20 protein-coding genes are annotated in these 24,464 nt (G+C 68.3%); 14 read left to right on the top strand and 6 right to left on the bottom strand.

Annotated features, from left to right (window positions below):
* Window positions 1-51: 51 nt before the first annotated feature.
* The 5 genes from RSO68_RS09930 to RSO68_RS09950 all read left to right on the top strand — a co-directional run bounded on the left by RSO68_RS09930 (window position 52) and on the right by RSO68_RS09950 (window position 5,503).
* Window positions 52-786, top strand: a complete 735-nt coding sequence (locus tag RSO68_RS09930; protein WP_315586477.1) for a phosphodiesterase — start codon at window positions 52-54, stop codon at window positions 784-786.
* 156 nt (window positions 787-942) lie between these two features.
* Window positions 943-1,914 (top strand): sulfate adenylyltransferase subunit CysD, encoded by a 972-nt coding sequence (cysD, locus tag RSO68_RS09935; RefSeq protein WP_245781447.1) that lies wholly within the window; start codon window positions 943-945, stop codon window positions 1,912-1,914.
* A 2-nt stretch (window positions 1,915-1,916) separates the two neighbouring features.
* Window positions 1,917-3,344, top strand: coding sequence for a sulfate adenylyltransferase subunit CysN (gene cysN / locus RSO68_RS09940; protein WP_315586478.1), 1,428 nt, complete (start codon window positions 1,917-1,919; stop codon window positions 3,342-3,344).
* A 133-nt stretch (window positions 3,345-3,477) separates the two neighbouring features.
* On the top strand, window positions 3,478-4,152 hold the full coding sequence (locus RSO68_RS09945; protein ID WP_089847102.1) for a zinc metallopeptidase: 675 nt from the start codon (window positions 3,478-3,480) through the stop codon (window positions 4,150-4,152).
* Between the two features lie 280 nt (window positions 4,153-4,432).
* Window positions 4,433-5,503, top strand: a complete 1,071-nt coding sequence (locus RSO68_RS09950) for an App1 family protein (protein WP_315586556.1) — start codon at window positions 4,433-4,435, stop codon at window positions 5,501-5,503.
* Between the two features lie 42 nt (window positions 5,504-5,545).
* Here the strand turns inward: RSO68_RS09950 and cmoB are convergent, their stop codons facing one another.
* Both cmoB and cmoA read right to left on the bottom strand, forming a co-directional pair.
* Window positions 5,546-6,538 (bottom strand): tRNA 5-methoxyuridine(34)/uridine 5-oxyacetic acid(34) synthase CmoB, encoded by a 993-nt coding sequence (cmoB, locus tag RSO68_RS09955; RefSeq protein WP_315586479.1) that lies wholly within the window; start codon window positions 6,536-6,538, stop codon window positions 5,546-5,548.
* A gap of 13 nt (window positions 6,539-6,551) precedes the next feature.
* Window positions 6,552-7,298 carry a carboxy-S-adenosyl-L-methionine synthase CmoA gene (gene cmoA, locus RSO68_RS09960; RefSeq protein WP_315586480.1) on the bottom strand — a complete coding sequence of 249 codons (747 nt, stop codon included), beginning with the start codon at window positions 7,296-7,298 and terminating at the stop codon, window positions 6,552-6,554.
* Window positions 7,299-7,384: 86 nt separating this feature from the next.
* Between cmoA and pgi the strand changes: the two genes are divergently transcribed.
* From pgi to leuA, 7 genes are all read left to right on the top strand, one after another.
* On the top strand, window positions 7,385-9,064 hold the full coding sequence (pgi, locus tag RSO68_RS09965) for a glucose-6-phosphate isomerase (RefSeq protein WP_315586481.1): 1,680 nt from the start codon (window positions 7,385-7,387) through the stop codon (window positions 9,062-9,064).
* 31 nt (window positions 9,065-9,095) lie between these two features.
* Window positions 9,096-9,827 (top strand): YqiA/YcfP family alpha/beta fold hydrolase, encoded by a 732-nt coding sequence (locus tag RSO68_RS09970; RefSeq protein WP_315586482.1) that lies wholly within the window; start codon window positions 9,096-9,098, stop codon window positions 9,825-9,827.
* 3 nt (window positions 9,828-9,830) lie between these two features.
* Entirely contained in the window at window positions 9,831-11,711 is a 1,881-nt protein-coding gene (parE, locus tag RSO68_RS09975; RefSeq protein WP_089847115.1) for a DNA topoisomerase IV subunit B, read from the top strand.
* Between the two features lie 222 nt (window positions 11,712-11,933).
* The gene (gene parC / locus RSO68_RS09980) at window positions 11,934-14,186 is read left to right on the top strand and encodes a DNA topoisomerase IV subunit A (RefSeq protein ID WP_315586483.1); all 2,253 of its coding nucleotides are present in this window, start codon (window positions 11,934-11,936) and stop codon (window positions 14,184-14,186) included.
* A 1-nt stretch (window position 14,187) separates the two neighbouring features.
* Window positions 14,188-15,417, top strand: coding sequence for a phosphoserine phosphatase SerB (serB, locus tag RSO68_RS09985; protein ID WP_089847119.1), 1,230 nt, complete (start codon window positions 14,188-14,190; stop codon window positions 15,415-15,417).
* On the top strand, window positions 15,414-16,271 hold the full coding sequence (locus RSO68_RS09990; RefSeq protein ID WP_089847121.1) for an ion transporter: 858 nt from the start codon (window positions 15,414-15,416) through the stop codon (window positions 16,269-16,271). Before serB ends, RSO68_RS09990 begins: the two co-directional genes overlap by 4 nt.
* Window positions 16,272-16,634: 363 nt before the next feature.
* On the top strand, window positions 16,635-18,341 hold the full coding sequence (gene leuA / locus RSO68_RS09995) for a 2-isopropylmalate synthase (protein WP_315586484.1): 1,707 nt from the start codon (window positions 16,635-16,637) through the stop codon (window positions 18,339-18,341).
* A 111-nt stretch (window positions 18,342-18,452) separates the two neighbouring features.
* Here leuA and epmB read toward each other — a convergent pair whose 3' ends face one another.
* Window positions 18,453-19,511, bottom strand: coding sequence for an EF-P beta-lysylation protein EpmB (gene epmB / locus RSO68_RS10000; RefSeq protein WP_315586485.1), 1,059 nt, complete (start codon window positions 19,509-19,511; stop codon window positions 18,453-18,455).
* 108 nt (window positions 19,512-19,619) lie between these two features.
* Between epmB and efp the strand changes: the two genes are divergently transcribed.
* Window positions 19,620-20,186 carry an elongation factor P gene (gene efp / locus RSO68_RS10005; protein WP_089847127.1) on the top strand — a complete coding sequence of 189 codons (567 nt, stop codon included), beginning with the start codon at window positions 19,620-19,622 and terminating at the stop codon, window positions 20,184-20,186.
* A gap of 193 nt (window positions 20,187-20,379) precedes the next feature.
* Complete coding sequence (gene epmA / locus RSO68_RS10010) at window positions 20,380-21,354, top strand: EF-P lysine aminoacylase EpmA (RefSeq protein WP_315586486.1); 975 nt, start codon at window positions 20,380-20,382, stop codon at window positions 21,352-21,354.
* A gap of 223 nt (window positions 21,355-21,577) precedes the next feature.
* On the opposite strand, the gene asd is transcribed toward epmA, so the two are convergent.
* The 3 genes from asd to rsgA form a co-directional block, all read right to left on the bottom strand.
* Window positions 21,578-22,417: an archaetidylserine decarboxylase gene (gene asd / locus RSO68_RS10015; RefSeq protein WP_315586487.1), complete on the bottom strand. Its 840-nt coding sequence runs from the start codon at window positions 22,415-22,417 to the stop codon at window positions 21,578-21,580.
* Between the two features lie 66 nt (window positions 22,418-22,483).
* On the bottom strand, window positions 22,484-23,314 hold the full coding sequence (locus RSO68_RS10020) for a sulfurtransferase (RefSeq protein ID WP_315586488.1): 831 nt from the start codon (window positions 23,312-23,314) through the stop codon (window positions 22,484-22,486).
* A 91-nt stretch (window positions 23,315-23,405) separates the two neighbouring features.
* Window positions 23,406-24,452: a small ribosomal subunit biogenesis GTPase RsgA gene (gene rsgA / locus RSO68_RS10025; protein WP_315586489.1), complete on the bottom strand. Its 1,047-nt coding sequence runs from the start codon at window positions 24,450-24,452 to the stop codon at window positions 23,406-23,408.
* Window positions 24,453-24,464 lie beyond the last annotated feature (12 nt).

Consider the following 24,464-nt stretch of genomic DNA (forward strand, 5'->3'; position numbering starts at 1 on the left):
GTCTCGCGCCGAATCCCGCCCCTTCGCCCGCCCGATCGAGGAGCCGTCCCCATGCGCCTGGTCCAGATCACCGACTGCCACCTGCATGCCGACCCCGCGGCAAAAGGCCGGCTCGGCGTCCCGCTCCGCCAGCTCGAGGCCGTGATCGAGGCGGTCAACCGCGAGCGTCCGGATCGGGTGGTGGTCAGCGGCGACATCAGCCAGGACGAGACGGCGGCCTCCTATGAGCTCGCCGAGCGGACGCTGTCGCGGCTCGACGCCCCCTGGTGCTGGCTGCCGGGCAACCATGACCGTACCGACCTGATGACCGAGTGCCGGGCGCTGCCCGATGAGCTCGACCTGGGCGACTGGCGTGCGCTGCTGCTGGATACCCAGGTCCGCGGTCGCGAGGGCGGCGAGCTGGGCGCCGAGCGACGGGCGGCCCTGGAGGCGCGCCTCGCCGGTGACGATCGCCCGACGCTTCTGTTCCTGCACCATCCGCCGGTTCCCATCGGTACCGCCTGGCTCGACGCGATCGGCCTGGCTGACGCCGAGGCCTTCTGGCGCGTCATTTCCCTGCATCGCCAGGTGCGGGCGGTGTGCTTCGGCCACGTTCACCAGGCCTTCGAGGGCACCAGGGCCCTGGATCAACATCGGGTGGCGGTCTATGGCTGCCCCGCCACCAGCGCCCAGTTCCTGCCCGGCGCCGCGACTTTCGCCCTCGACGAGGACGCTCATCCGGGCTATCGCGTCCTCGACCTCGCCCCCGGCGCGCTCGAGACCCGTGTGGTGCGCGTCGCGCCCTGAAGGCCCGCGAGATCACGCCGGGCCCTCCTCGTTAGCATCAAGTAGTTAAAATAAGCATAAAAAGATAGTTATTGATTCTTTTGGGTTATTAATTACCCGGGGTTACCCTGTCTCGCATGATCTCACCCGCCCAACGTCATGCGAGGTAGCCGGGCCATGAGCAGTCTTTCCGCACCGTCACGCGAGAGCGCCGTGGAGGCCGCCGTCGGCGACCCGACGCCGTCGCGCCAGCGCCTCACCCACCTGCAGCAGCTCGAGGCCGAATCGATCCACATCATCCGCGAGGTGGTGGCGGAGTTTGCCAACCCGGTGATGCTCTACTCCATCGGCAAGGACTCCTCGGTGATGCTGCACCTGGCGCGCAAGGCCTTCTATCCCGGGCCGCCGCCGTTCCCGCTGATGCACGTCAACACCACCTGGAAGTTTCGCGAGATGATCGAGTTCCGTGATCGCATGGCCGCGGAATCCGGCATGGAGCTGATCGAGCACATCAACGAGGAGGGGCGCGCCGCCGGCATCAATCCCTTCGATCACGGCTCCAGCGGCTACACCGACGTGATGAAGACCGCGGCCCTCAAGCAGGCGCTGGACAAGTACGGCTTCGATGCCGCCTTCGGCGGGGCGCGCCGCGACGAGGAGGCCAGCCGCGCCAAGGAGCGGGTGTTCTCCTTTCGCGACAAGCACCATCGCTGGGACCCCAAGAACCAGCGCCCGGAGCTCTGGAACCTCTACAACGCCCGGGTCAACAAGGGCGAGTCGATCCGCGCCTTCCCGCTCTCCAACTGGACCGAGCTGGATATCTGGCAGTACATCCATCTCGAGGGCATCCCCATCGTGCCGCTCTACTTCTCCGCGCCGCGTCCGGTGGTCGAGCGCGACGGCATGCAAATCATGGTCGATGACGAGCGCCTGCCGCTGGCCGAGGGCGAGGTGCCCGAGGAGAAGTGGGTGCGCTTTCGCACCCTCGGCTGCTATCCGCTGACCGGCGCCGTGGAGTCCCGGGCGGCCACCCTGCCCGAGATCATCCAGGAGATGCTGCTGACCCGCACCAGTGAGCGCAGCGGCCGCGCCATCGACCACGACCAGGCCGGTTCCATGGAGAAGAAGAAGCGCGAGGGGTACTTCTAAAGATGTCACATCAATCGACACTGATCGCCGACAACATCGAGCAGTACCTGCACGAGCACGAGAACAAGGACCTGCTGCGCTTCATCACCTGCGGCAGCGTCGACGACGGCAAGTCGACCCTGATCGGGCGGCTGCTCCACGACTCCAAGATGATCTTCGACGACCAGCTGGCGGCGATCACCCAGGCCTCGAAGAAGAGCGGTACCACCGGCGAGGCGGTGGACCTGGCGCTGCTGGTCGATGGCCTGCAGTCCGAGCGGGAGCAGGGCATCACCATCGACGTGGCCTATCGCTTCTTCTCCACCGACAAGCGCAAGTTCATCATCGCCGACACTCCGGGCCATGAGCAGTACACCCGCAACATGGCGACCGGCGCCTCCACGGCGAGCCTGGCGATCATCCTGATCGACGCCCGCTACGGCGTGCAGACCCAGACCCGTCGGCACAGCTTCATCGCCGACCTGCTGGGCATTCAGCACCTGGTGATCGCGGTTAACAAGATGGACCTGGTCGGCTTCGACGAGGCGCGCTTCGAGGAGATCGTCGCCGAGTATCGCGCCTTCGCCGAGCAGCTCGACGCCCCCGATATTCGCTTCGTGCCGCTCTCGGCGCTGGAGGGCGACAACGTCGTCAATCGCAGCGACAAGACGCCCTGGTATGCCGGACCGCCGCTGCTCGAACTGCTGGAGAGCGTCGAGGTGAGTCGCGATCGCAACCTTACCGACCTGCGCCTGCCGGTGCAGATCGTCAACCGCCCCGATCTCGACTTCCGCGGCTACGCCGGCACCCTGGAGGCGGGCATCCTGCGCCCGGGCCAGGCCATCAAGGTGCTGCCCTCCGGGCGGACCTCGACGGTGGAGCGGATCGTCACCTTCGATGGCGACCTGGATGCTGCCTGGCCGGGCCAGGCGATCACCGTCACCCTGAGTGATGAGGTCGATATCTCCCGCGGTGACTGGATCGTCGCCGCGGACGCCGAGGTCGCCCTGGCCGATGCCTTCGAGGCGGACATCGTGTGGATGCACGACGAGCCCCTCACCCCCGGGCGGGCGGTCGACATTCGCCTGGCCGGGCGCTCCGTGGCGGGCCGGGTCGGCGAGATCCTCCACCAGGTGGACGTCAACAGCCAGGCGCGTCATTCGGCCGAGCGGCTCGAACTCAACGCCATCGCCCGCTGCCGGGTCGAGCTGACCGCCGAGGTGGCGCTGGACGACTACGATTGCAGCCCGGGCACCGGCAGCTTCATCGTCATCGACCGGCTCACCAACGTCACCGTGGGGGCGGGGATGATTCGCGCCGTCGCGCCGTCATCCGCTCGCCCGGCCGGCGAGGTGGACTGGGCCGGCTTCGAGCTGGAGCTCAACGCCCTGGTACGCAAGTACTTCCCGCACTGGGAGGCGAAGGACCTGCGCGAGCTGCTCAACAAATAAGCCGATGACTCCGGCCGACAACGAGCCCGACGACCCCGTGTCGTCGGGCTTCTTGTCGTCTGGGGCAGGCGTTTCGGAAACCGGCTCTGATAGTCTGGGTCCAATGATCTGACCCTGCTTGGAGCCCGACCCGATGATCGTCCTGGCAATCGCCCTGCTGCTGGCCCTCTTCCTGCTGCCCAACCTCTGGGCGAAGTGGGTGCTGGCCCGTCACGCCCGAGGGCGTGACGAATACCCCGGTACCGGTGGCGAGCTCGCCGAGCACCTGATTCGGCGACTCGGCCTCGAGGGCGTCCGGGTAGAGGTGACCGATCACGGTGATCACTACGACCCCGAGGCGCGGCGGGTGCGGCTTTCACAGGAACACTACACGGGACGCTCGCTTACGGCGGTGACGGTGGCGGCCCACGAGGTGGGCCATGCCATCCAGCACCGGGACGGCTATGCGCCGTTGCTGGCGCGCTCGCGGCTGGTGGCCGTGGCGCAGAAGGCCGAGAAGGTCGGGGCGCTGCTGATGATGGCCGCGCCCTTCCTGTTCGTGCTGACGCGCCTGCCCGGCGGCCTGATCGTCGTGGTGGCCCTGGCGGTGATCAGCTTCGGTACCGCGGCGCTGGTGCACCTGGTGACCCTGCCGGTGGAGTTTGATGCCAGCTTCGGGCGGGCCCTGCCGCTGCTGGCGGAGTATATCCCGGCTCGTGACATGGCCGGTGCCCGCCACGTGCTCACCGCCTGCGCCTTCACCTATGTCGCCGCCTCCCTGGCCAGCATCCTCAATTTGGGACGCTGGTTGGTGATCCTGCGGCGCTAGGCCTCGTGCGAGGGCGGACGATAGGCATCGGCGTCCTTGCCGCAATGCCCCCGGCGGTGGCCGCAAGCTTCTCTGATGGAACAGCGTCTCGGCGTTGACGGATGGAAGATGCGAAACCCAGCGGGCTGGGAGTAGGCTGAAGGCATCGACGTGATAGGGAATATCCGACCATGAACGGTGCATCTTGAGCGGGTCGCTGGGGAGAGTGGCGGTGGGGAAGCCGTCGCTTCGACGCGCCGCCCTGTTCGTCAAGCGGCTGGTGGGGGGCGTGGCTCGGCCGATGAAGCGGGGCCACGGGCGTGGCGGCCTGACGGCCACCCCCTACCGGGGGTATGGCTCGCGGCGAGAAGTCTTTCTCACGGGCCGCGTGTTCCGCCAGGCGCCGCTTGGCAAAAGTGTGCCGCGCCGCGGCTTCCTGCGCGACCTGGTCGACGTGGCGCGACGGATCGGCCGGCGCGGCGTGGCCGGGGCCAGCGTCGATATCCGCCTGGGCGACAATCGAGTCGCCGTGACCACCGACCGCGACGGCTACTTCGATGCGCATCTGATGCTGGCCTCGTCGCTGCCAAGCGATAGTGCCTGGCATCGCGCCGAGCTGTGGGTCAGCGCGGATCAGGAACTGCCGGTGCGCGCCAGCGCGGAGGTTTTCATCCCGGTATCCGCCACCGACCTGCTGGTGATTAGCGACATCGACGATACCGTGATGTACACCGGCGTGGCCGACAAGCTGCGCATGCTCTATCGGCTGTTCATCGAGCAGCCCGATCAGCGCATGGCCTTTCCCGGCGTGGCCGCGCTCTACCAGGCCCTGCACCGCGGCGCCGACGACCAGGGCGAGCGGCCCATCCTCTATGTGTCGCGGGGCCCCTGGGCGATCTACGAGATGCTGGAGACCTTCTTCCAGCTCAATCGCATTCCGGTCGGGCCGATCCTGTTCCTGCGTGAGTGGGGCATCTCCCTGCGCCACCCCTTGCCGCGTCGGGCCGTGGATCATAAGCAGCAGCTGATCAGCCGCATGCTGGCGACGTTCGAGGGAGTGCCCTGCGTGCTGATCGGCGACAGCGGACAGCACGATCCCGAGGTCTACACCCGCATCGTCGAAGCCCACCCCGGGCGCATCAAGGCCATCTATATCCGACGCGTGGAGCAGCGAGAGGATCGGCAGCGCGCCATCCAGGTGCTCTGCGACCAGCTGCGCCACACCCACTGCGACCTGGTACTGGCCGCCGACAGCGTGCTGATCGCCGAACATGCCCATGCCCAGGGGTTCATCTCCGGCCATGGGCTGGCGGCGGTGCGCCGTGAGGCGGCCGCAGCGCCAGAGGATACGAGGCCCGAGGACCCCGCCTGAGGCAAGGAAGCCTCAGTAGCTTCTCGCGATCGCGCCTGGGGCTCAGTCGGGCCGGTTGGCCATGATCACCGCGCGGCGCGGGGCGGGGTAGCCCTCCCAGGTGCGGGTCGGGTCATCGGGATCCAGGAAGTCGGCCAGCGACTGGAAGGTCATCCAGTCGCTGGCCCGCTGTTCTTCCGTGGTGGTCACCGCCTCGTCCACCACCCGCACGTTGTGAAAGCCGCAGCGTTCGAGCCACTGGCAGAGCGCGGCGGAGGAGGGCAGGAAGTAGACGTTGGGCATGGCGGCGTAGCGCTCCCCGGGCAGCAGCACCCTGGTGGCGTCGCCCTCGACCACCAAGGTCTCCAGCACCAGCTCGCCGCCCGGGCGCAGGGCCTCCTTCAACTGCACGAGATGCTCCAGCGGCGAGGGGCGGTGATAGAGCACGCCCATGGAGAACACCGTGTCGAAGAAGGCGAGCCGTTCGGGCACGTCCTCGATGCCCACCGGCAGGAAGTGGGTGCGGTGGCCGTCGGCGTCGCCGACGAAGTGGCGCACCGCCCGGAACTGCCAGAAGAAGCGCGGTGAGGGGTCGATCACCAGCACGAAGGCGGCCCCTGCCCCGGCCATGCGCCAGGCGTGATAGCCGCTGCCGCCGCCCACGTCGAGCACCCGGCGACCGTTGAGCGGCGCCAGATGCGGGGCGACGCGCTGCCACTTCCAGTCCGAGCGCCACTCGGTGTCGATATTCACCCCGCCTAGGCAAAAGGGCCCCTTGCGCCAGGGCATGAGCTTTCTCAGCAGGCTTTCGGCCTGACGGCGCTGGCTATCGTCGAGCGCCGCCTCGACGCTCACAGTGTCACGGTCGAGCTCGACGCGTCGCGTCTCGGGCAGGTCGGGCAGCTTGGCCACGGCCTTCTCCCAGGCCGGCAGGTCGCCGTAGCGCTGGCGGTCGAGCCCCCGGGCGAGCTGGTCGGGCAGGCGGGCCAGCCAGGCGTCCAAGCCCTGGTCGAGGAAGGCGCGGTAGAGGTCGCGGTGTTCCGGCGCGATCGGCACGTGGTTACTCCTTTTAACGGCAGTCCTTGAAGGCGATCAGCGAGGCGAAGTTGAGGAACTGGAACCAGGTGTGGGCGCGGGAGAAGCCGGCCCGCGCCAGGCGCTCGTGATGCCCCGCCAGGGTGTCCGGCACCAGCACGTTCTCCAGCGCCGTACGCTTCTGGCTGATCTCCATCTCGCTGTAGCCGTTGGCCCGCTTGAAGTCGTGGTAGCGCTCCACCAGCCAGGCGTTCTCCTGCTCGTCGGCGGCCTTGATCTTCTCGGAGAGCACCAGCACGCCACCGGGCTCCAGGGCAGCGAAGAGGCGTGAGATCACCGCGTCGCGATCCTCCGGGGCGAGAAACTGCAGGGTGAAGTTGAGCACGATCATGCCGGCGGGGGCGTACTCCAGCTGGCGGATATCGCCCTCGAGCACCTCCATGGCGTGGTCGGGACACTCCGCCGCCAGGGTCTCTCGGGCACGCGCCACCATGGCCGGGGAGAGATCCACGCCGGTGTAGCGAAAGGCGTCCGGCGCCAGGGTCCCGGCCAGTGCCAGGCCGGCGGCGCCCAGCGAGCAGCCCAGGTCATAGACGTGGGCGCCGTGGCGCAGGTGGCGGCCGGCGATCACGCCGAGCATGCCGAGTATCTGGCCATAGCCCGGCACCGAGCGGCGAATCATGTCGGGAAAGCAGGCGACGACCTGCTCGTCGAAGGAGAAGCGCGCCACCCGGTCCAGGGGTGTCGAAAAGATCGCGTCACGGTAAGATGCGTCACTCATGGAACAGGCCGGATATCATGGGGTAAGGGGCGCCATTCTACGCCTCGCCCGCATCGGCTGCACGACAGGACGTTCAGGAGACGCCCATGATAGAGCCCACCATCGACCAGGGGGCTGCCTGGCAGGCACTGGCCGAACACGCCGAGGGGATGCGTGCCACGCACCTGAGCGAACTCTTCGCCGGTGAGTCGGGTCGCCATGGCGCCTTCACCCGCCAGGCGGCGGGCCTGACCCTGGATCTTTCCAAGCAGCGCTGGGACGCCGAGACCCTGGCGAAGCTGCTCGACCTGGCCCGGGAGGCCGAGGTCCCCGAGGCGATTCGTGCCCTGCTCGCCGGCGAGCGGGTCAATCGCAGCGAGGATCGTCCGGCCCTGCACACCGCCCTGCGGCTGCCGGCCGAGGCGAGCCTGATGGTGGAGGGCGAGGACCTGGTGCCGTCGGTTCACGCCACGCTGGATCGCATGGCGACCATGGTCGAGCGCTTTCACGCCGGGCAGTGGCGGGGCGCCACCGGCAAGGCGATCCGCGACGTGGTCAACCTCGGCGTCGGCGGCTCCGACCTGGGGCCGCTGATGGTGACCCACGCCCTGGCCGACTATCGGCCCCGGGGCGTGCACGCCGTCGACGTGCACTTCGCCTCCACCATGGACGGCTCGCAGCTGGCCGACTACCTGGCGCGGCTTAACCCCGAGACCACGCTCTTCGTGCTCTCGTCGAAGTCGTTCACCACCATCGACACCCTCTCCAATGCGCGCACCGCCCGGGACTGGCTGATGGCGCGGCTACTGGGTGAGGACGGCGAGGAGGGCGTCGACGCCGAGCTGGTCCTGCAGCAGCACTTCATCGGCATCTCGGCGAGCCCCGAGAAGATGAGTGAGTGGGGCATCGCCGAGGCCCACCAGCTGGAGTTCTGGGAGTGGGTCGGCGGGCGCTACTCGCTGTGGGGCGGCATCGGCCTGCCTATCGCCCTGGCGGTGGGCATGGCGAACTTCCGCGAGCTGCTGGCCGGCGCCCACGCCCTGGACAGCCACTTCCGCGAGGCGCCCCTCGAGGACAACCTGCCGGTGCTGCTGGCCCTGGCGGGGATCTGGAACGTCAACTTCCTCGACGTCCGCGCCCACTCGATCCTGCCCTATGACGGTCGCCTGGAATACTTCGCCGCCTATCTCGAGCAGCTGGAGATGGAGTCCAACGGCAAGTCGGTGACCCACGATGGCCAGGCCGTCGGCTACTCCACCTGCCCGGTGCTGTGGGGCCAGCTCGGGCCCAATGCCCAGCACGCCTTCTATCAGCTGCTCCACCAGGGCACCCAGGCAGTGGAGTGCGACTTCATCGCCCCCCTGGTGCGCTACGAGGACGTCGAGGACCCGGCCACCCGCGCTCACCTGATGGGCCAGCATCGCCTGACGCTCGCCAACTGCTTCGCCCAGTCACGGGCGCTGATGCTCGGCGACGAGGCCGTCAAGGACGACGGGCCGCGCCCGGTGCACAAGCGCTACCGCGGCAACCAGCCCTCCAGCACCCTGCTGCTGGAGCGGCTGACGCCGGCGACCCTGGGGGCGCTGATCGCCCTCTACGAGCACAAGGTGTTCGTCCAGGCGACCATCTGGGACATCAATCCCTTCGACCAGTGGGGCGTGGAACTCGGCAAGCAGATCGCCGGCGAGACCCAGCGGATCCTCGAGCATCACGCCGACCTCGCGAGCATGGACGATTCCACTCGTGGCCTGATCGAGGCCGCCTGGGCGGCGGAACGCCGTTCGTGATGATACTGGCTGCATGTACAGGGGTTGCGGTATGCTGAGCGCCGCCCGGAGGCGGCCGGCGGCCAGCGGGGTGCTCTACCTGCACGGGTTCAACAGCGGCAGCGGCTCGCCCAAGGCGGCCCTGGTGCGTGAGGCCTGCGCGCGGCTCGGGCTTCCCTGCGCCACGCCGCAGCTGCCGCACCGGCCGCGTGCCGCCTTGGCCTGTGCCGAGGCGCGACTCGCCGAGCTGGGCTCCGCCCCGCTGGTGGTGGGCAGCTCCATGGGGGGCTTTCTGGCCACCCTGATCGCCGAGCGCCACGATCTGCCGGGGGTGCTGATCAACCCGGCGGTGGCCCCGGCGACGCTGGTAGCGGATTGGGTCGGTCAGCGCTTCGACAACGCCTACACCGGCGAGCGCTTCGCCATCGAGGCCGCGCATCTCGAGGAGCTCGAGGCGCTGACGCCCGGGCGAGTCACGGCAGAGCGCTACCTGTTGCTGCTGGGCACGGCCGACGAGACCCTGAATCCCCGGCGGGCCTTCGCCCTCTACCGGGGCGCGCGAGTCATCCTGCACCCGCAGGGGGATCACGGTTTCGCGGCCCTGGCAGACTACCTGCCGGCGATCCTCGCCCACGGCGGCCACGCCCTGTCGGCGGCGCGGCTCGCCGGCCGTGAGGGCCCCGCTGTGCAAGCGACTGGCGTCCAGGCTCCTGGCTTTCAGGCTCCTGGCATTAAGGGCACCGGCGTCCCGGGCGACACGAACGATCGTAACCATTTTGGGTGATGCATGACGCAATACAGTGCCAGCTCCATCGAGGTCCTCTCCGGCCTCGAGCCGGTGCGCAAGCGCCCCGGCATGTATACTGATACCTCGCGGCCCAATCACCTCGTCCAGGAGGTCATCGACAACAGCGTCGATGAGGCGCTGGCCGGTCATGCCGGGGCGATCACCGTTCGCCTGTTCGAGGACGGCGGCGTCGAGGTCTCCGACGACGGCCGCGGCATGCCCATCGATATCCACCCGGAGCACGGCGTCTCCGGGGTCGAGCTGATCATGACCAGGCTGCATGCCGGCGGTAAGTTCTCCCAGTCGAGCTATCGCTTCTCCGGCGGCCTTCACGGCGTCGGGGTCTCGGTGGTCAACGCGCTCTCCAAGCGTCTGGAAGTCGAGGTGCTGCGTGACGGCAGCCGCCACGGCATGGCGTTCGAGCACGGCGACAAGGCCTCCCCCCTGCAGGTGATCGGCAGCGCGCCCAAGCGCGCTCGCGGCACCCTGCTGCGCTTCTGGCCCGAGGAGAGCTACTTCGACAGCCCGAAACTGTCTCTGTCGCGCCTCAAGCACCTGCTGCGCGCCAAGGCGGTGCTCTGCTCGGGGCTCAAGGTCACCCTGGTCGAACCCGACGGCAACCGGAGCGTCTGGCAGTACGCCGACGGCCTGCGCGACTACCTGGCCCAGTCCACCGACGGCTATGAGGTGCTGCCTGCCTCGCCCTTCGTCGGCCACTTCGCCGACGACGAACACGGCGTCGACTGGGCGATCCAGTGGCTACCCGAGGGGGGCGAGGCGCTGCTGGAGAGCTACGTCAACCTGATCCCGACGCCCCAGGGAGGCACCCACGTCAACGGCCTGCGGGCCGGGCTGCTCGATGCCCTGCGCGAGTTCTGCGAGTACCGAAGCCTCTTGCCGCGAGGCGTCAAGCTGACCGCCGAGGATCTCTGGGAGCGGGTCTCCTACGTGCTCTCGGTGAAGATGCTCGAACCGCAGTTCGCCGGCCAGACCAAGGAGCGGCTGTCGTCGCGCACCGTGGCGGGCTTCGTCTCCGGGGTGGTCAAGGACGCCTTCTCACTGTGGCTCAACCACCACGTCGATCAGGCCGAGGCGCTCGCCGAGCTCGTTATCAGCGCCGCCCAGCGTCGCCAGAAGAGCTCGAAGAAGGTGGCGCGCAAGAAGGTCACTTCGGGCCCGGCGCTGCCCGGCAAGCTCGCCGACTGCTCGGGCCAGGACCCGGCCACCAGCGAGCTTTTCCTGGTCGAGGGCGACTCGGCCGGCGGCAGCGCCAAGCAGGCGCGCAACCGTGAGAGCCAGGCGATCCTGCCGCTGCGCGGCAAGATCCTGAATACCTGGGAGGTGGAGTCCCACGACATCTACGGCTCCCAGGAAGTGCACGACATCGCCGTGGCCGTGGGCATGGACCCGGTCAGCGAGGATCTCTCCAAGCTGCGCTACCACAAGATCTGCATCCTCGCCGATGCCGACTCCGACGGCCTGCACATCGCCACGCTGCTCTGCGCGCTCTTCGTGCGTCACTTCCCGGCCTTGGTCGATTCTGGCCATGTGTTCGTCGCCATGCCACCGCTCTACCGTATCGACCTGGGCAAGGAGGTGCACTACGCCCTGGACGAGAGCGAGAAGGCGGCCATCCTGCGCAAGCTCGAGGGCAAGCGCGGCACGGTGAACGTTCAGCGCTTCAAGGGCCTGGGCGAGATGAGCCCGCTGCAGCTGCGCGAGACCACCATGGCCGTCGAGACCCGCCGGCTGGTGCAGCTCACCCGTGAGGTCGGCGACGGCACCATGGAGATGATGGACATGCTGCTGGCCAAGAAGCGCGCCGCCGACCGCAAGAGCTGGCTCGAGGACTACGGCAACCTGGCGGATATCGAGGTATAGCGCCAGGCGCCGAGCCACAAGCTACGAGCGCCGAGCTACAAGCACCAAGGCAAGCGGCGCCGGGGACAGGTCGAAGGGGAGGTCCTTTTCCAGGGACGGAAAAGGTAGCGCCCAGGGAAGGGTTCACAGCGCCTCCCCGATGGCCCGACACTTCGGGGCCTGTCGCCGGAACAGCCGCGGGTGGCGGACACAGATTTTGAACCCTGACCAAGGGCACACCGTATGACCATGGATATCCAGGTGGCAGAGGGCGACGTCGAGCGCCTCTCGCTGCGCGAATACACCGAGAAGGCGTACCTCGACTACTCGATGTACGTCATCCTCGACCGGGCCCTGCCCCATATCGGCGACGGCATGAAGCCGGTGCAGCGGCGCATCGTCTACGCCATGCGCGAGCTGGCCCTGTCGGCCAGCGCCAAGTACAAGAAGTCGGCGCGCACCGTCGGCGACGTGCTGGGCAAGTTCCACCCCCACGGCGACAGCGCCTGCTACGAGGCGATGGTGCTGATGGCCCAGCCGTTCAGCTACCGCTACCCGCTGGTCGACGGCCAGGGCAACTGGGGCAGCCCCGACGATCCCAAGTCCTTCGCGGCGATGCGCTATACCGAGGCGCGGCTGTCCAAGTTCGCCGAGGTGCTGCTCGCCGAGCTCGGCCAGGGCACCGTCGACTGGACCCCCAACTTCGACGGCACCATGAACGAGCCCGTGGTGCTGCCGGCGCGGCTGCCCCACGTACTGCTCAACGGCGGCACCGGCATCGCCGTAGGCATGGCCACCGACATCCCGCCCCACAACGTGGGCGAGGTGGTCGAGGCGACCTGCCACCTGCTGCGCCATCCCGAGGCGACCACCGTCGACCTGCTCGAGTACCTGCCGGCGCCGGACTTCCCCACCGAGGCGGAGATCATCACCTCCCGGTCCGACCTGCGAAAGCTCTACGAGGGCGGGCGAGGATCGGTGAAGCTGCGCGGGCGCTACGTGCGCGAAGAGGGCAACGTGGTGATCACCGCGCTGCCCTACCAGGTCAGCGGCGCCAAGGTGCTCGAGCAGATCGCCGCCCAGATGCAGGCCAAGAAGCTGCCCATGGTGGCCGACCTGCGCGACGAGTCGACCCACGAGGAGCCGACCCGGCTGGTGATCGAGCCGCGCTCCAACCGGGTCGACGTCGAGGCGCTGATGGCGCACCTGTTCGCCACCACCGACCTCGAGAAGAACATCCGCGTCAACATGAACGTGATCGGCCTGGACGGCCGGCCGCGGGTCATGCCGCTGCCCGACCTGCTCGGTGAGTGGCTGCGCTTCCGCCGTGCCACGGTGCGCCGGCGCCTCGAGCACCGTCTGGGCAAGGTCGAGGACCGCCTGCATATCCTCGAGGGCCTGCTGGCCGCCTACCTCAACCTCGACGAGGTGATCCGCATCATCCGCGAGGAGGACGAGCCCAAGGCCGCGCTGATCGAGGCCTTCGGCTTGAGCGACCGCCAGGCCGAGGCGATCCTCGAGCTGCGCCTGCGCCACCTCGCCAAGCTCGAGGAGATGAAGATCCGCGGCGAGCAGGACGACCTGGAGGCCGAGCGCCAGCGCCTGCAGGAGCTGCTCGGCAACGAGGCCAAGCTCACCGACCTGATCGAGACCGAGCTGCGCGAGGCCGGCGAGGCGCACGGCGATGCGCGTCGCTCGCCGCTGGTCGAGCGCCAGGAGGCGAAGGCGCTCTCCGAGGTCGAACTGGTCGGCGCCGATCCGGTCACCGTGGTGCTCTCCGAGAAGGGCTGGATCCGCAGCGCCAAGGGCCACGAGATCGATCCCGCCGGACTCTCCTACAAGGCCGGCGACTGCTTTCACCTCGCCGCCCGGGGCAAGACCAACCAGCCGCTGGTGCTGCTTGACGACACCGGTCGCGCCTACACCCTGCAGGCCCACAACCTGCCCAGCGCCCGTGGCCAGGGCGAGCCGGTCACCGGCCGGGTCAACGTGGTGGCCGGGGCGCACATGACGGGTCTGATGCTGGCCCCGCCCGAGACCCGCTACCTGCTCGCCTCGGACGGCGGCTACGGCTTCGTCGCCCGGCTCGAGGAGCTCACCGGCAAGAACAAGGCCGGCAAGGCGATCCTCAGCGTGCCCAAGGGCTGTAACGTGCTGCCGCCGCTGGAGGTGCCGGCCGCGGAGGGCGCGAGCGTGGCGGCGGTCTCCAACGAGGGGCGGCTGCTGGTCTTCCCCCTCGAGGCGCTGCCCGAGATGGCCAAGGGCAAGGGCAACAAGATGATCGACATCCCCGGCGCCCGGGCCGCGCGACGCGAGGAATTTCTGCGTGACCTGGTGGTGGTGCCGGCCGGTGCCTCCCTGGTGGTGCACGCCGGCAAGCGCAAGCTGACCCTCAAGGCGGCGGACCTGGACTATTATCGCGGTGAGCGCGGCCGGCGGGGCAGCAAGCTGCCCCGCGGCCTGCAGAAGGTCGACCGCCTGAACGTGGAAGAGTGACATGACGAGACGACTGCTGATCCGTGCCACCGGCACGGCGCGCCCCGGTCAGCTGGCCGGCCTGGGCAGGGCACTGGCGAGCAGCGGGGCTCGCCTATTGGACATCAACCAGAGCGTGACCTTCGGCATGCTCTCCCTGGAGGCCCTGGTGGGCCTCGCCCACGAGAGCGACCTGGAGGCGGCGCTCGCGTCGGCGGGCGACGCGCTGGGCCTCGACGTCCAGGCGATCCAGGTCAGCGCCGAGGACTACCAGCGCTGGAGCAGTCAGGCCAGCCGGCCGCGGCTGATCCTGACCCTGCTGGCGCCGCACCTGCCCGCCGGGATCCTCGCCGAGGTGGGCGCGCTCACCGCCGAGCACGGCCTGACCGTGGAGCTGATCCATCGCCTCTCCGGTCGTGAGCCGCTGGACGGCGGCGTGCCCGGGGAGCAAGACGCCATTCAGGGCGCCTGCGTGGAGTGCTGGCTGCGCGGCGAGGAGGTCGACCTCGAGGCCCTGCGCGAGAAGGCCCTGGCGCTTGGTGCCATGCACGGCGTGGACATCGCCATCCAGGAGGACTCCATCTGGCGTCGCCACCGCCGGCTGGTCTGCTTCGACATGGACTCGACCCTGATCCAGACCGAGGTGATCGACGAGCTGGCGCATCGCCACGGCGTGGGCGACGAGGTGGCGGCGGTCACCGAACGGGCCATGCGCGGCGAGCTGGACTTCCAGCAGAGCTTCCGCGAGCGCATGGCGAAGCTCAAGGGGCTAGACGAGGCGGTGCTCGCAGAGATCGCCGAGTCGCTGCCGCTGATGGACGGCGTCGAGCGGCTGATGCGCCAGCTCAAGCGGCTCGGGTATCGCACGGCGATCCTCTCCGGCGGCTTCACCTACTTCGCTCGCCACCTGCAGGAGACCCTCGGCTTCGACGAGGTGCATGCCAACGAACTGGTGATCGAGAACGGCAAGGTCACCGGCGAGGTGCGCGAGCCGATCCTCGACGCCGACCGTAAGGCCGAGCTGCTTGCCGAGATCGCCGAGCGCGAGGGCCTCGCCATGGAGCAGACCATCGCCGTGGGCGACGGCGCCAACGACCTCAAGATGCTCGCCGCCGCCGGGCTCGGCATCGCCTTTCGGGCCAAGCCGCTGGTCAGGGCCCAGGCGCGCCAGTCGATCTCCACCCTGGGGCTCGATGCGGTGCTCTACCTGATCGGCTATCGCCAGGGCGACCTGGAGGAGCCGTCGCGGTGAGCACGACCTTCGAGACCTGGCGGGGGCACTTCGAGCGCCTGCGCGCCCACAAGGCCTTCGAGCTGACGGTCATCACCATCATCATCCTCTCGGCGCTGCTGATCGGCGCCAAGACCTACGAGGAGACCGGTCGCTTCCAGCAGTGGCTGCTGGCGATGGACGTGGCGGTGACGGTGTTCTTCCTGGTGGAGATCCTGATTCGCATGGGGGCGGAGAAGCGCCTGCGGGACTTCTTCCGCCGGGGCTGGAACATCTTCGATTTCCTGATCGTGACGGCGAGCCTGATTCCCCTGGACGACTCGGAGATGGTGCTGCTGGCACGGCTGCTGCGCATCTTTCGGGTGCTGCGCCTGGTCTCGATGATCCCCGAGCTGCGCCTGCTGATGGCGGCGCTGGTCAAGTCGATTCCGCGCATGGGCTACGTGGCGCTCTTGATGTTCATCATCTTCTACATCTACGCGGCGCTCGGTAGCTTCCTGTTCGCCGAGGTCGATGAGGTCCTGTGGGGCAACATCTCGATCTCCATGCTGACCCTGTTCCGCATCGCCACCTTCGAGGACTGGACCGACGTGATGTATGCCACCCAGGAGCTGCATGCCTGGAGCTGGATCTACTACCTGACCTTCATCTTCCTGACCGCCTTCATCTTCCTCAACATGATGATCGGCATCGTGCTCGACGTGATGCAGAAGGAGAGCGTGCAGATGGAGATCGAAAGCGGGCAGGGCGAGGCCGCTGAGCTGCACGGGCTGCGCCACGACGTGCGCGCGCTGCGCGACCAGCTCGACCGCATGGAGGCGGCGCTGGGCTCTCGACGGGAGGGGAGTGGAGTTGACAGGCGCGGCGAGGACTGATCTTCTAGGGGCATGAACACGACATCGCGCCACCTCGTTCTCGACCTACGACTACCCCTAGCCCGCCGCTGAGCGCGACGGGCGGTGCAGTCCGCATCGCCGTCGCCTCGCCCGCCGCTAGAGAGCACGTCCCGGTCGAAACGAGGTTGCAGCATGTCCACCATCCGCAGTATCCGCGCCATGAACATTGCCGCTGTTGCCATCACCCACGGCTGCCGTCAGGCATCCCGCATGGTCGTGTGCGACAACATTGACTACCACGACGCCCCGTCCGCCCCTGGCCGACGGGGCGTCGCTGTTTCTGACTAGCCGTTTCTGACGGAACGTTGCTGAACGCCGCCGCTTACCTGGGAGAACGCCACCATGATGCTCGATAACCCCGCGACCAAGTACCGCCCCTTCGTGGCCGTCGATCTGCCCGACCGCCAGTGGCCCAGCCGGCGCATCGAGACGCCGCCCCAGTGGTGCGCCGTCGACCTGCGCGACGGCAACCAGGCGCTGATCGATCCCATGGACCAGGAGCGCAAGCAGCGCCTCTTCGACCTGCTGGTCAAGATCGGCTTCAAGCAGATCGAGGTGGGCTTTCCTTCGGCCTCCCAGACCGATTTCGACTTCGTGCGTGCCCTGATCGAAGAGGACAAGGTGCCGGACGACGTCCAGATCCAGGTGCTCACCCAGGCCCGCCCGCACCTGATCGATCGCACCTTCGAGTCGCTGAAGGGCGCGAAGAACGCCATCGTCCACGTCTACAACGCCACCGACCCGGTGTTCCGCCGCGTGGTGTTCAACGTCGACAAGCCCGAGTGCATCCAGATCGCCGTGGACGCCACCACGCGGATCCGTGAGCACATGGAAGCGGCGCCGGAGACGAACTGGACCTTCCAATACTCCCCGGAGCTCTTCTCCACCACCGAGATGGACTTCGCCGTGGAGATCGTCGACGCCGTGGAGGCCACCTTCGGCGCCAGCGCCGAGGCGCCGATGATCGTCAACCTGCCCGCCACCGTGGAGTGCGCGACGCCCAACAACTATGCCGACCAGATAGAGTGGTTCTGCCGCCATGTCGCCAAGCGCGATCACCTGATCGTCAGCGTGCATCCGCACAACGACCGCGGCACCGGCGTGGCCGCCGCCGAGCTCGCGGTGATGGGCGGCGCCGACCGGGTCGAGGGCTGCCTGTTCGGCAACGGCGAACGTACCGGCAATGTCGACCTCGTCACCCTGGCCATGAACCTCTACACCCAGGGCGTGCACCCGAAGCTCGACTTCTCCAACATCACACCGATCATGCGCGAGGTGGAGTACTGCAACCAGCTGCCGGTGCACCCGCGCCACCCCTACGTGGGCGATCTGGTGTTCACCGCCTTCTCCGGTTCCCACCAGGACGCCATCAAGAAGGGCATGGCCGCACGCCGCGAGGCCGAGAGCGACGCCTGGGAGGTGCCCTACCTGCCCATCGACCCGCTCGACGTCGGCCGCAGCTACGAGGCGGTGATCCGCGTCAACAGCCAGTCCGGCAAGGGGGGCGTCTCCTACCTGCTCGAGCAGGAGCACGGCATCGAGCTGCCGCGCCGGCTTTCCATCGAGTTCAGCCAGGTGGTGCAGGAAGTCGCCGACCGGCTGGGCCGCGAGATCACCTCGCAGATGATCTACCAGGCCTTCGTCGACGAGTACCTGGAGCAGCACGAGCCCTTCGCCCTGATCAGCCACCGCATGGCCTCGGAGCCGGACAGCCCGACCGTGAGCCTCGAGGCGACCATCGAGGAGTATGGCGAGCGCCGCACCATCCAGGGACAGGGCAACGGCCCGCTGGCGGCCTTCGTCAAGGCGCTGGCCGCCGAAGGCCACGACGTCGAGATCATCGACTACCATGAGCACTCCCGCGGCCAGGGCGCCGATGCTGAGGCGATCGCCTACGTGGAGGTACGCGTCGGCGGCGAGGCCGTGTTCGGCGTCGGCACCGACGAGAGCATCACCAGCGCCTCCATCAAGGGCGTGATGAGCGCCATCAACCGCAAGCTCTCCACCGAGGCGCCGGCGCCCAACGTTACCGCCGAGACGTTGGCCTGACCGGCTTCGCCGGTCGGCAGCTTTAAGCTGTAAGCTTTAAGCCATAAGAAAACCCCCAAGGTGTCGTGCCTTGGGGGTTTTTACTTACAGCTTACGGCTTATGGCTTACAGCTAGAGCGGCGTCTTGCTCGCCTCGCCGGGAATCTCCCTGACCAGCCGCGGCATCAGAAAGCCCGGCAGCACCTCGCGCAGCTCCGCGACCAGCGCGCGGGCCTCGTCGTCTGCCACGTCGAAATGCGCGGCGCCGGACACCGGGTCGAGCACGTGCAGGTAGTAGGGCAGGATGCCCGCCTCGAAGAGCCGCTCGGAGAGCGCGGCCAGGGCGTCGACGTCGTCGTTCACCCCGCGCAGCAGCACGCTCTGGTTGAGCAGGGTCACGCCGGCCTCGCGCAGTCGCCGGCAGGCCGCGACCACCGCCTCCTCGATCTCCTGGGCATGATTGATATGCAGCACCATCACCTTCTGCAGCCGGGTCGCGCCGAGCCAGTCGAGCAGAGCAGCGTCGATGCGGTCGGGAATCACCACCGGCAGGCGTGTGTGCAGGCGCAGCCGCTTGAGGTGCGGGATCGCCTCGAGCCGCTCGACCAGCCAGGCGAGCCGGCGGTCGTTGGCCGCCAGCGGATCGCCGCCGGAGAGGATCGCCTCGCGGATCGTCGCATCCTCCCGGAGGTAGTCGAGGCTCGCCTCCCACTGCGCCCGCGAGGGGGCGTTCTCCTCGTAGGGGAAGTGGCGGCGAAAGCAGTAGCGGCAGTTCACCGCGCAGGCGGGGCTTGCGATCAGCAGCACCCGGCCGGCGTACTTGTGGATCAGCCCCTTGGCCGGGGTGTGCTCGGCCTCGGCCAGGGGGTCGGCCACGTAGCCGGCCACCGAACGGTCCTCCTCAATGAGCGGCAGCACCTGGCGCAGCAGCGGATCCGACGGATCACCGGGGCGGATGCGGGATAGATAGGCCTCGGGCACCCGCACCTCGAACAGCGCATGGCCACGCGCGGCGCCGCCTTGCCAGGTCGCGTCGAGGCCCAGGCGACGGCATAGCTCGTGAGGATCGCGGATCGCCCCGGCCAGCTGGGTCTGCCAGCGAGCCTGCACGGGCAGGGGCTGGGTCTCCGGAGTGAGAGGCTTGGTCTCCGGGGCGGGGCGCTGCAAAAGAGCGCTGCTTCGGGTTATCATGCGGCACACCAGTCAATGCGTACGGGGGCGAGGCCCCCGTGACACTTCATCTGCTTGCGCGTGCCGCCGGCCTCGGCCGGTGGCACGCTCGAATATGGATAAGCGATCATGGCCAACTATTCTACCAACGAATTCAAGGGCGGTCTGAAGGTGATGCTCGACGGCGATCCGTGCAGCATCGTCGATAACGAGCTCGTCAAGCCGGGCAAGGGCCAGGCCTTCAACCGCGTCAAGCTGCGTAACCTGATGACCGGTCGAGTCCTGGAGCACACCTTCAAGTCCGGCGACTCCCTGGAAGCCGCCGACGTCATGGAGCTGGAGATGGAGTACCTCTACACCGACGGTGACATGTGGTACTTCATGAAGACGGACGGCTCCTTCGAGCAGTACGCCGTGGAGAAGAAGGCCCTGAGCGACACCGAGAAGTGGCTCAAGGAGCAGGTGCCCTACACCGTGACGCTGTGGAACGACAACGTCATCAACGTGACCGCGCCGAACTTCATCGAGCTCGAGGTCACCGAGACCGACCCGGGCCTCAAGGGCGACACCGCCCAGGGCGGCTCCAAGCCGGCGACCCTCTCCTCCGGCGCCGTGGTTCGCGTGCCGCTGTTCATCAACGAGGGTGAGGTGCTGAAGGTGGATACACGCTCCGGCGAGTACGTCTCCCGCGCCTGAGGTGCGGCCCTTCCTGCGCTCGCTCATACGTCGTTGAATCCCGAGACGGCTTGCTCATTTAGCGCTGCTAAACTCCGCCGCCTTACTCGGGATTCGCCTAGTCTGAGCATCGCTCGGAGAGGGCGACAGCTTTTTTGATAAAGCTCTCAAGGCCACGCTTCGGCGTGGTCTTGTCAGTTCTGGAGGTCGGGACATGACAGACGACTGGCGCCCCACGGCGACGATCGCGACCCTGCGCGAGCGTGCGCGGCTTATACAGGAGGTACGGGCCTTCTTCGCCGAGCGCGACGTGTGGGAGGTGGAGACCCCGGTGCTCGGCCATGGCGGCAGCACCGAGGTGCACCTGGCCTCTCTCTCGGCCGAGGCGACCACCCCGGCCGGGCGCGAACGGCTGTGGCTGCAGACCTCACCGGAGTTCGCCATGAAGCGCCTCCTGGCGGCAGGCAGTGGGTCGATCTTCCAGCTGGCGCGCAGCTTTCGCGACGGCGAGGTGGGCCGACGCCACAACCTCGAGTTCACCATGCTGGAGTGGTACCGCCCGGGGCTCGGCCTCGAGGCGCTGATCGAGGAGACCGCCGCGCTAGTGACGAGGGTGCTGGGTCGCGACCCCGGGCCGCTGCGCCAGCGCCGCTACCGCGAGCTCTTCCGTGAGGCGCTGGGCATCGATCCCTTTACCGCATCGCTCGAGTCGCTACGCCGGCTGGCCGGCGAGCGGGGCGGGCTGTCGATGGCCGACAGCGATCGTGACGGCTGCCTGGATCTGCTGATGAGCTTCGTCATCGAACCGGGCCTGGGGCGCGACGGGATCGACGTGGTGGTCGACTACCCGGCCAGTCAGGCCGCCCTGGCGCGCCACCGTCGCGACCCGGAGGATGGCGCGCCGGTCGCCTCGCGCTTCGAGCTCTACCTCGGCGGGCTCGAGCTCGCCAACGGCTACGACGAGCTTACCGACGCCGCGGAGCAGTGCGCGCGTTTCACCGAGGACAACGCCGCCCGGCGCGCCCTGGGGCTTCCCGAGGTGGCGGTGGACGAGCGCCTGCTGGCGGCCCTGGAGAGCGGGCTGCCCGCCGGCAGCGGCGTGGCGCTGGGGCTCGACCGGCTGATCCAGCTGGCGCTGGGCAAGGAGAGCGTCGCCGAGGTGATGGCCTTCGCCACGCCCCGCTGCTGAGTCTGAAAGGTCAGGGCGCTCGGAGGGAAGTCGAAGCGAAGGCCCTATGTCATGGGTGAGGAGGATTCCTCCGAACGGGCTGGCCAAGGATGGCCAGCACCGGTCCTGCAAGCGGAGCGGGACGCGAGAGCGCAGCAGGGCATCGGTAGCGCCCAAGGATGGGTTTACAGCGCCTTCGCGATGGTCCGACACCCCGGGACTTTCCGCCGATAAAGCCCTGATCCTAGTGAGGCAGTTGCCCCAGCGACTGCCCCATGCGCACCGTTTGCTCGGGCGCCAGGCCGTCGACGTCCAGCTTCTCGGCGAAGCCCATCACTACGGTGGAGCCGAGCTTGAAGCGGCCCATCTCCTCGCCCTTCTCGAGGCGTACTGGGGTGCCGAAGTGGATGCGCTGTACGTCGCCACGGGGCAGGGGGGTGATCTGGCCCGCCCACACCGTCTCGATGGCGGCGACGATCATCGCCCCCACCAGCACCATCACCATGGGGCCGTGCTCGGTGTCGAAGTGGCACACCAGCCGCTCGTTGCGGGCAAAGAGGTTGGGCACGTGGTGGGTGGTGGCGGCGTTCACCGAGAAGAGGCGCCCCGGCACGTAGACCATCTCGGTCAGGGTGCCGCCGACGGGCATGTGCACGCGGTGGTAGTCGCTCGGCGAGAGATAGACGGTGGCAAAGCTGCCGCCCAGGTAGCGCCTGGCCGCCTCACCGTCGCCGCCGAGCAGTTCCATGGCCGAGAACCGGTGGCCCTTGGCCTGGATCAGCTGGCCGGCCTCGATGGGGCCGAACTGCGAGAGGGTGCCGTCGGCGGGGGAGACCACGCCTTCACCGATCGGGCGAGCATCGTCCTCCAGGGCGCGGGTGAAGAAGTCATTGAAGGTCGCGTAGGCCGTCGGGTCCGGCTCGGCGGCCTCGTCCATGTCGACCTCGAACCGGCGGATGAAGGCCTGGATCAGGGCATTCTTCAGCCAGGGTTGCTGGCAGTCGGCGAGCCGGCCCAGCAGCCGCGACAGCAGATGATGGGGCAGGGGATACTGGATCAGGGCGAAGAGTCGAGCGAGTGACACGGGCAGTCGTCCATCAGGAAATCGGTAGGGAAGGCCACGCCCAGGCGTGGCCGGAAGCACTGGCCATCAGCTCTCGATGGGTGTGTCGTCGCGGTTGCCCCACTCCTGCCAGGAGCCGGCGTAGCCGCGAATCTTCTTGAAGCCCAGCGCGCGGCCCACGAGCCAGGTGAAGCCGCTGCGGTGGTGGCTCTGGCAGTGGGTGACCACCTCCATGTCCGGGGTCAGCCCCAGGGTCTCGTGTTCGGTGATGAGCTCGGCATAGTCGCGGAGGCGCAGCCCGCGCTCGCGGTCCATGGCGTCGGTCCACTCCATGTTGACTGCCCCGGGGATATGGCCCAGGCGACGATTGTTGCCCTTCTCGCCATCGTACTCGGCCCGCGAGCGGGCATCCCAGATCGCCAGCCCCTTCTCGCCCAGGCGCTCCTCGAGCTCGAGGCGATCGATGGCGACCTCGGGGTGGAGGATCTCAGCCCGGTAGTCGCTGGGCTCGGGCGCCCGCGTCTCGGTGGAGAGGGGGTGGCCGTCCTGGCGCCAGGCGTGCAGGCCGCCGTTCAGGTAGGAGTAGCGGGTGTGGCCGATCAGCTCCAGGGTCCACAGCAGGCGCCCGGCCCAGCCGCCGCCCTCGTCGTCGTAGGCCACCACGTGGGTGTCGCGGGTCAGGCCGAACGAAGAGAACAGCCGCGAGAGCGCCTCGATCGAGGGCACCTCGTTGGGCACCTCGCCCTCGCCAGCCAGCAGCCGCCGATGATCCAGGAAGAGGGCGCCGGGCACGTGGCCTTCCTGATGGCTGTCGGCCCGGGCGGGCACGTCGATGATCAACAGCGACGGCTCGTCGAGCCGGGCGGCCAGCTGGTCGGGCTCGACGATCAGCGGGAGCAGGTTGTCTTCGGAACTCATGGCACACTCTCCTTAAATTCGGCTCCTTGAGGTAGGCTCCGCGATGCGGTCACCCGCGCCTCAGGGTAGTCGCCCGGGCTGGCGTCTGGCGTCAGCTTGTCTCGAGGCTCTCGACGATGCGTCGGAAGCTGGCGAAGCGCTCGGGGTGGATCTCGCCCCGCTCCACGGCGGCGAGCAGGGCGCAGCCCGGCTCCTGGCGGTGACGGCAGTCGCGAAAGCGACAGCGCCCCAGCACGTCGCGAAACTCGATGAAGCCCTCGGTGACCTGCTGCTCGTCCAGGTGGATCAGGCCGAACTCGCGGATTCCCGGCGAATCGATCAGCTCGCCACTGCCGGCCTCGTCAGGCGTTCCGGCGTCCGCTGCCGGCAGGTCATAGAGCCGAGCGGTGGTGGTGGTGTGGCGGCCCTTGCGGGAGTCTTCGGAGAGCGCGCCGATGCGCAGCGCCTCATCGGGCAGCAGGCGGTCGATCAGCGACGACTTGCCCACGCCGCTCTGGCCGACGAACACCGAGGTGCGGCCGGAGAGTCGGGCGTACAGATCCGCGAGGCCGCCTTCACGCTCGGTGGTGGTGGTGACCACCGGATAGCCAAGTCCTTCATAGCGGGCCAGCAGCGCGCGCAGCTCGCCGCCCTGTTCTGGCAGCAGGTCGATCTTGTTGAGCACCAACGCCGGCGCGATGCCGGTGGCCTCGGCGGCCACCAGGTAGCGATCGATCAGGTTGGCGTGGGGCGCCGGTTCCACCGCGAAGACGATCAGGATCTGATCGATGTTGGCGGCCACCGGCTTCAGCTGGCCGCGGGGATCGGGGCGTTCCAGTACGCTCGTCCGCTCGCCCCGGGCCACCACCACGCCGTCGCGGGCGTCATGGGCGGCGCGCCAGATCACCCGGTCGCCGGTGACCAGCCCCTCGAGGTTGGCGCGCAGGTGGCAGCGGACGGCCGTGCCACCTTCGTCGGGGCGCACGTCCAGGGTGCGGCCGAAGTGGGCGACCACGCGGCCGTTCTGTTCCGGACCGTACTCGCCGGCGGCCAGCTTGTCGCTGTCCTGGGAATCACGCCGATCGGCGCGACGGGCGCGCTCGGCCTGAACCTTCTCGATGCGCCAGCGCTGCTGGCGGCTCAACTTGCGTTTGCTCATGGGGGCCCGAAG

It is taken from the genome of Halomonas saccharevitans (assembly GCF_032333995.1).
Lineage (GTDB): Bacteria > Pseudomonadota > Gammaproteobacteria > Pseudomonadales > Halomonadaceae > Halomonas > Halomonas saccharevitans.